The organism is Nitrospinota bacterium, assembly GCA_029881495.1.
GTDB lineage: Bacteria > Nitrospinota_A > UBA7883 > JACRGQ01 > JACRGQ01 > JAOUMJ01.
The window spans coordinates 1-4,701 of the sequence record JAOUMJ010000052.1 but is presented as its reverse complement, the minus strand read 5'-3'; the positions used below and the strand labels follow the sequence as shown (position 1 = coordinate 4,701).

Here is a 4,701-nt window from a genome sequence, read left to right as displayed (position 1 = left end):
GGGCGGCCCGCATATCTTCATCGTCGTCAACTACAAGGACACGGTTCTTACTGTCCATATTCATCTATCCCAGCCGGTTTGTCATTTGAGGTCTGCGTTATCCCTGTTCCGGCATCAGGGCCGGAAGAGGCGTTCACTGATTCTATATTATAGTCAGCTTCTCATCCAGTCCCGGGAAAACAAATGATTTTATCGGTTTTAAAGAGTCGGATAGGTATTATCATTGATATTACGATGATATTTGGACACATTTCAGTCACATACGCCGCCGGGAAGATTATAGAGAAAAGGGCGCCTTTCATATCTTTTACCGGGCTTCTGCTGTTTGGAGCGGTGCTTCCCGACCTGTTGGACAAACCTTTGTCGATGTTTTTCCCCCTGCCCGGCAGGGGGTTGGCGCATTCCGCAGTAATGCAGTTTTTTTTCTTCCTTATAGTATCAGCGCTTTTTAGGAGTCGCCGGGAAAAGCTGTCCGCGGTATTTGCGGGGGCGATGCTCCATTTGATAGAGGATTTCGTGCCGCTATCTGTTCTTCTTTGGCCGTTTCTTGGTCCTTTCCCGGAGGTAATTCACATCTCCTTTACAGAAAAGATAATGAACTACTATTTCCATATGCTGGCTCCATATTCTCTGGCAGTAGAAGCGCTCAGCTATCCTGTCGCCATATATTTTCTGTCTGGAAGGATGAATACCTCCATCCGGACTGAACCCGCAATTTCAGAAACGGGAGATATATGAGGCGGAGGACCTGTACGGTTTCAACCTGCTGGCGATCCGGGATAATCCCCGACGCGCGAGAGCTGATAGACACGTTACATGAGGCCGGGGCCGACAGTATCGAGCTGGAGTTCCGGATAAAGAGCGGGACATTTGAGGAGATACGGAAAAACCGGAAAGAGTGGGGCGTAAAGATAACATCTCTTCACGCCGTATGCCCCTCTCCAAAGGGGAAGGGGCGGGGCGCCGAGGCGCATTTGATATCGGATGAAAACGAGGATGCCCGAAAGAAAGGGGTGGAGGATATCAGGACAACGTTGCGCAACGCCGCGGAAGTTGAAGCAGGGGCGGTTGTCATACATGCCGGACGAGTGCCGATGGACGAGCCGTTCTATATCATGATGAACATGTATGACAACGGTTCAAAGGATTCGCCCAGGTGGCATGAGTTCCTTCACGCCGTAATGCTTGAGCGCATGGCGAAAAGCAAAAGATCTTTTTCGCAGACGCTTAAAAGCCTGGAAGAGATAAACGAGGAAGCAGTAAAGCTCGGCATAAACGTCGGGGTTGAGAACAGATACTATTTTGGAGAGATGCCGAACATCGACGAGTTCGGCGTGATCTTCAATACCTTTGATGGAGGGAGGCTTTATTTCTGGCACGACGTGGGGCATGCACATGTCCAGGAGGTTTTATACGGCACGCCGCAGAGGGTGATGCTGGAGACTTTCGGCGACAGGCTTATAGGCATGCATCTTCATGACGTCCAGGGGGGGTACACGGATCATAACGAGCCGGGTTCGGGAGCGGTCGATTTCAAAATGATAAAGCAATACCTGAAACCGGATACTATTAAGGTAGTTGAGTTGAACCAAAGGGTCAGTCAGGAAGAGCTGAAAAGGGGGATTGACTATCTTGCCGATGTCGGGATACTTGTCTGATAGCCATAAATATCCTGTGTTCTGCCAGGGTGTCGCAATTATTTATTTTTGGAGGGTTTTTTAGAGTGGATACATATTACAACCCGGCCGATCTGGCAAAGTTTCCGGACATGGCAAAGGACGCGCCTGAGCTGGGGAAGGCATTTTTTGCGTATTATGGAAAAGTTTTTCAGGAAGGGGCGCTGACCGCCAGAGAGAAGTCGCTTATCGCTCTTGCTGTTGCCCATGCTGTGCAGTGTCCCTACTGTATCGATGCCTATTCCAGCGACGCGCTTGAAAAGGGTTCCAACAGGGAGCAGATGACAGAGGCGATACATGTCGCGGTCGCTATCCGCGGAGGGGCATCACTGGTGCATGGCGTGCAGATGCGCAACACAACCGGCAAGATCAGCATGGAATAATGCGGAGCAGGGAAAATGGATACTGAAAAGGATATCCCATCTTTCGGGGATGCGTTGAAGGGGAGCGGACTCTATCCGCTCAAAGCGTACGGTATTACAACCTTTCAAATCAACCTTGGGAAGAGATGCAACCAGGCATGCAAGCATTGCCATGTGGAGGCCTCTCCCATCCGTGAAGAGATGATGCCGGATGACGTCATGGATATCTGTATCGATATTTTAAAAAGGAGCGATATCCCGGTTGTCGATATAACCGGGGGGGCGCCGGAGATGCATCCGAGGTACCGCGAGTTCGTCGAGGTTGTGGCCGGAATGGGGAAGAAGATACTCTCAAGATGCAACCTGACAATTCTTTTCGAAGATGGATATGGCGATCTTCCGGAATTTTTCAAGCACAACAGTGTCGAGGTAGTCGCATCGCTTCCGTACTTCAGAAAGGAAGAGACAGACGCCGTACGGGGTAAAGGGGTGTTTGACAGATCCGTTGAAGCAATTCGTATACTGAACGGACTAGGGTACGGGAAAGAGGGGACGGGCCTTCTTCTAAATCTGGTATTCAATCCGGCGGGAGCGTTTTTCCCTCCCCCTCAAGGAGCGCTGGAGATCGATTTCAAGCGCGAGCTTTTAAAAAGGCACGATCTCCATTTTAACAATCTGTATACGATAGTTAATCTTCCGGTCGGGAGGTTTGCCGATTACCTTCGCCGGACAAGCAACTACCGCGGATATATGCAAAAGCTGGTTGGCGCGTACAATCCTGTTGCCGCTGAAAATGTCATGTGCCGTAGCATGGTTTCCGTCGGGTGGGATGGTAATATCTATGATTGCGATTTTAACCAGATGCTTGGCATTCCGGTCAATCATGGAGCGCCATCGAGAATCGGGGCTTTTGATATGGATGTTCTAAAGCAGAGGGAGATCATGGTTGGGCCGCACTGCTATGGATGTACAGCCGGGAGCGGGTCGAGTTGCGGAGGCGCAACCGCGTAAGGGACGGCATTCGACAGCCGCGCATTTGCACAAAGCCGTATTCTGTAATCTGGTTGGAGTTTTGAGTATTTTAGAAGCTGAATGGCGGGGAGTTTATCGCTAGAGCCTGTTTCTTGCTCTTATTAGCGGCCGAAGGAAAAGCGTGATTTTCCAATGTTCTTATTGACAGAGTAGGCTCAACCCAGCATAATTTCTTGTTTGAGTTCCCCGGTAGCTCAGTCGGTAGAGCGGGTGGCTGTTAACCACCATGTCGGCGGTTCGAGTCCGTCCCGGGGAGCCAATTTCAATTACTCCTATAAAATCATAGGTTCAGTCCGGATCTCCAGTGAACTCCTAAGAGGGACCGAATCTGATTTCATTTATCTGTTTCAATTGTCAACGACCTCTCTTGCTGAATATGACTTGAAAACAAAAGGTGATGTCATGGCGCGGACCATCGCGCTGTAATTGAGCTGAAATACAAGTTCCTCGCCGACGCGGAGGTCTGACTCCAGGATCAGGTGATCGCTACTGGCTCCGAGGATATCAATTCCGGCAGGCATGAGGAGGCCGCCTGGATCGGTGTCCTGCATCCCGATGGCTACGATCGTCTGTGAAATACTCCCCCGGTCTCGGGAGGGTGGCGACTTCTTCCCGAATGCCGTTTGTGCGATCTCGCCCCACGGTAGCGATGGTTTGACCTTCGACTCAATCACTTCCCCAAAAAGTGTAATGGCATCGGTATGCAATCCGTTAATCGGTTGGCGATCTAGAGGTTCGCAACCAAGCAGGATCGATTCACCTAAACGTAAATTATTGATCCGCCCTGTATCTGCGTCGCTGAGCGCCCACCGGAGGTTGGCAGAGTTACCGCCGGATACGATATCGACTGTTATACCCAAAACCTCTTCAATGGAGTCTGCAAAAGAAGAGAGTTCGGCCATGTTTCTGGCATCTGGCGACACTCCGCTTCGGCAGGCAAGGTTGGCAGCGATCCCTTTGAACTCAATATTCTCAAGACAAAGAGTCTCCCGCACGGTGTTTATTAATTCGTTTGGCATTATACCTTCACGCAGGTCTCCCAGCTCAACCATTAGTACGATTCCATGGATCCGCTCAAGCCGTCGCGCGGCAAGTGATAACATTTTGATGACATCAAGCTCGGTGTTGAAGCTTATGTCTGCGTTCATTACGACAAGATCCGCCTGGCTTAGCATGGGGGAACGGGTGAGTGTCATTGATCCTGCTACTTTAGAATCTCGCATCGCCTTGATATTCTCGATGCGGGAGTCGCCGAGCCCGGTTACGCCTGCTTCAAGCAAGGCCCCAGCGATTTCGGGTGAGCCGAGAGTTGCCTTTGTAACGCCCGTTACGGTAATGCCCTTTGCGGACAGGAGTTTTACCAGTGTGTGTGCGTTATGGTAGATCTTATTTAGGTCTATCTCCAATCGAGGTGCGGCCATCAGGCGATAACTGCCAACTCTTTCTTGAGATCAGGAAAAGCTGTAAAAACCATTTCCACAAGCCGTGCGGGTGACTTTGTCAGCGCATCAGTAGCTGGAATACCGAGTTCGTACTCATATAATGTGATGGCTGCATCGACCTCGGCGCAGGACATGTTCTCGTGGTTAATAGTAAGACCTATCACATTTGTGTTTGCGAAGGTATGAATG

At 50.4% G+C, this 4,701-nt stretch carries 6 protein-coding genes and 1 tRNA gene; 5 read left to right on the top strand and 2 right to left on the bottom strand.

The window, feature by feature from the left end; translation table 11 throughout:
• Positions 1-183: 183 nt before the first annotated feature.
• The 5 genes from OEY64_13055 (at position 184) to OEY64_13035 (ending at position 3,329) form a co-directional block, all read left to right on the top strand.
• Entirely contained in the window at positions 184-738 is a 555-nt protein-coding gene (locus tag OEY64_13055; protein MDH5543871.1) for a metal-dependent hydrolase, read from the top strand.
• On the top strand, positions 735-1,658 hold the full coding sequence (locus OEY64_13050) for a sugar phosphate isomerase/epimerase (GenBank protein MDH5543870.1): 924 nt from the start codon (positions 735-737) through the stop codon (positions 1,656-1,658). Before OEY64_13055 ends, OEY64_13050 begins: the two co-directional genes overlap by 4 nt.
• 65 nt (positions 1,659-1,723) lie before the next feature.
• Positions 1,724-2,059: an arsenosugar biosynthesis-associated peroxidase-like protein gene (locus tag OEY64_13045; protein MDH5543869.1), complete on the top strand. Its 336-nt coding sequence runs from the start codon at positions 1,724-1,726 to the stop codon at positions 2,057-2,059.
• 15 nt (positions 2,060-2,074) lie between these two features.
• The gene (gene arsS / locus OEY64_13040) at positions 2,075-3,049 is read left to right on the top strand and encodes an arsenosugar biosynthesis radical SAM protein ArsS (protein ID MDH5543868.1); all 975 of its coding nucleotides are present in this window, start codon (positions 2,075-2,077) and stop codon (positions 3,047-3,049) included.
• Positions 3,050-3,253: 204 nt separating this feature from the next.
• Positions 3,254-3,329 (top strand) — tRNA-Asn (locus OEY64_13035).
• Positions 3,330-3,417: 88 nt separating this feature from the next.
• On the opposite strand, the gene OEY64_13030 is transcribed toward OEY64_13035, so the two are convergent.
• On the bottom strand, positions 3,418-4,491 hold the full coding sequence (locus tag OEY64_13030) for an alanine/ornithine racemase family PLP-dependent enzyme (protein ID MDH5543867.1): 1,074 nt from the start codon (positions 4,489-4,491) through the stop codon (positions 3,418-3,420).
• On the bottom strand, positions 4,491-4,701 hold a 211-nt coding region (locus OEY64_13025; GenBank protein MDH5543866.1), incomplete at its 5' end, for an NAD-dependent epimerase/dehydratase family protein. The genes OEY64_13030 and OEY64_13025, both read right to left, overlap by 1 nt.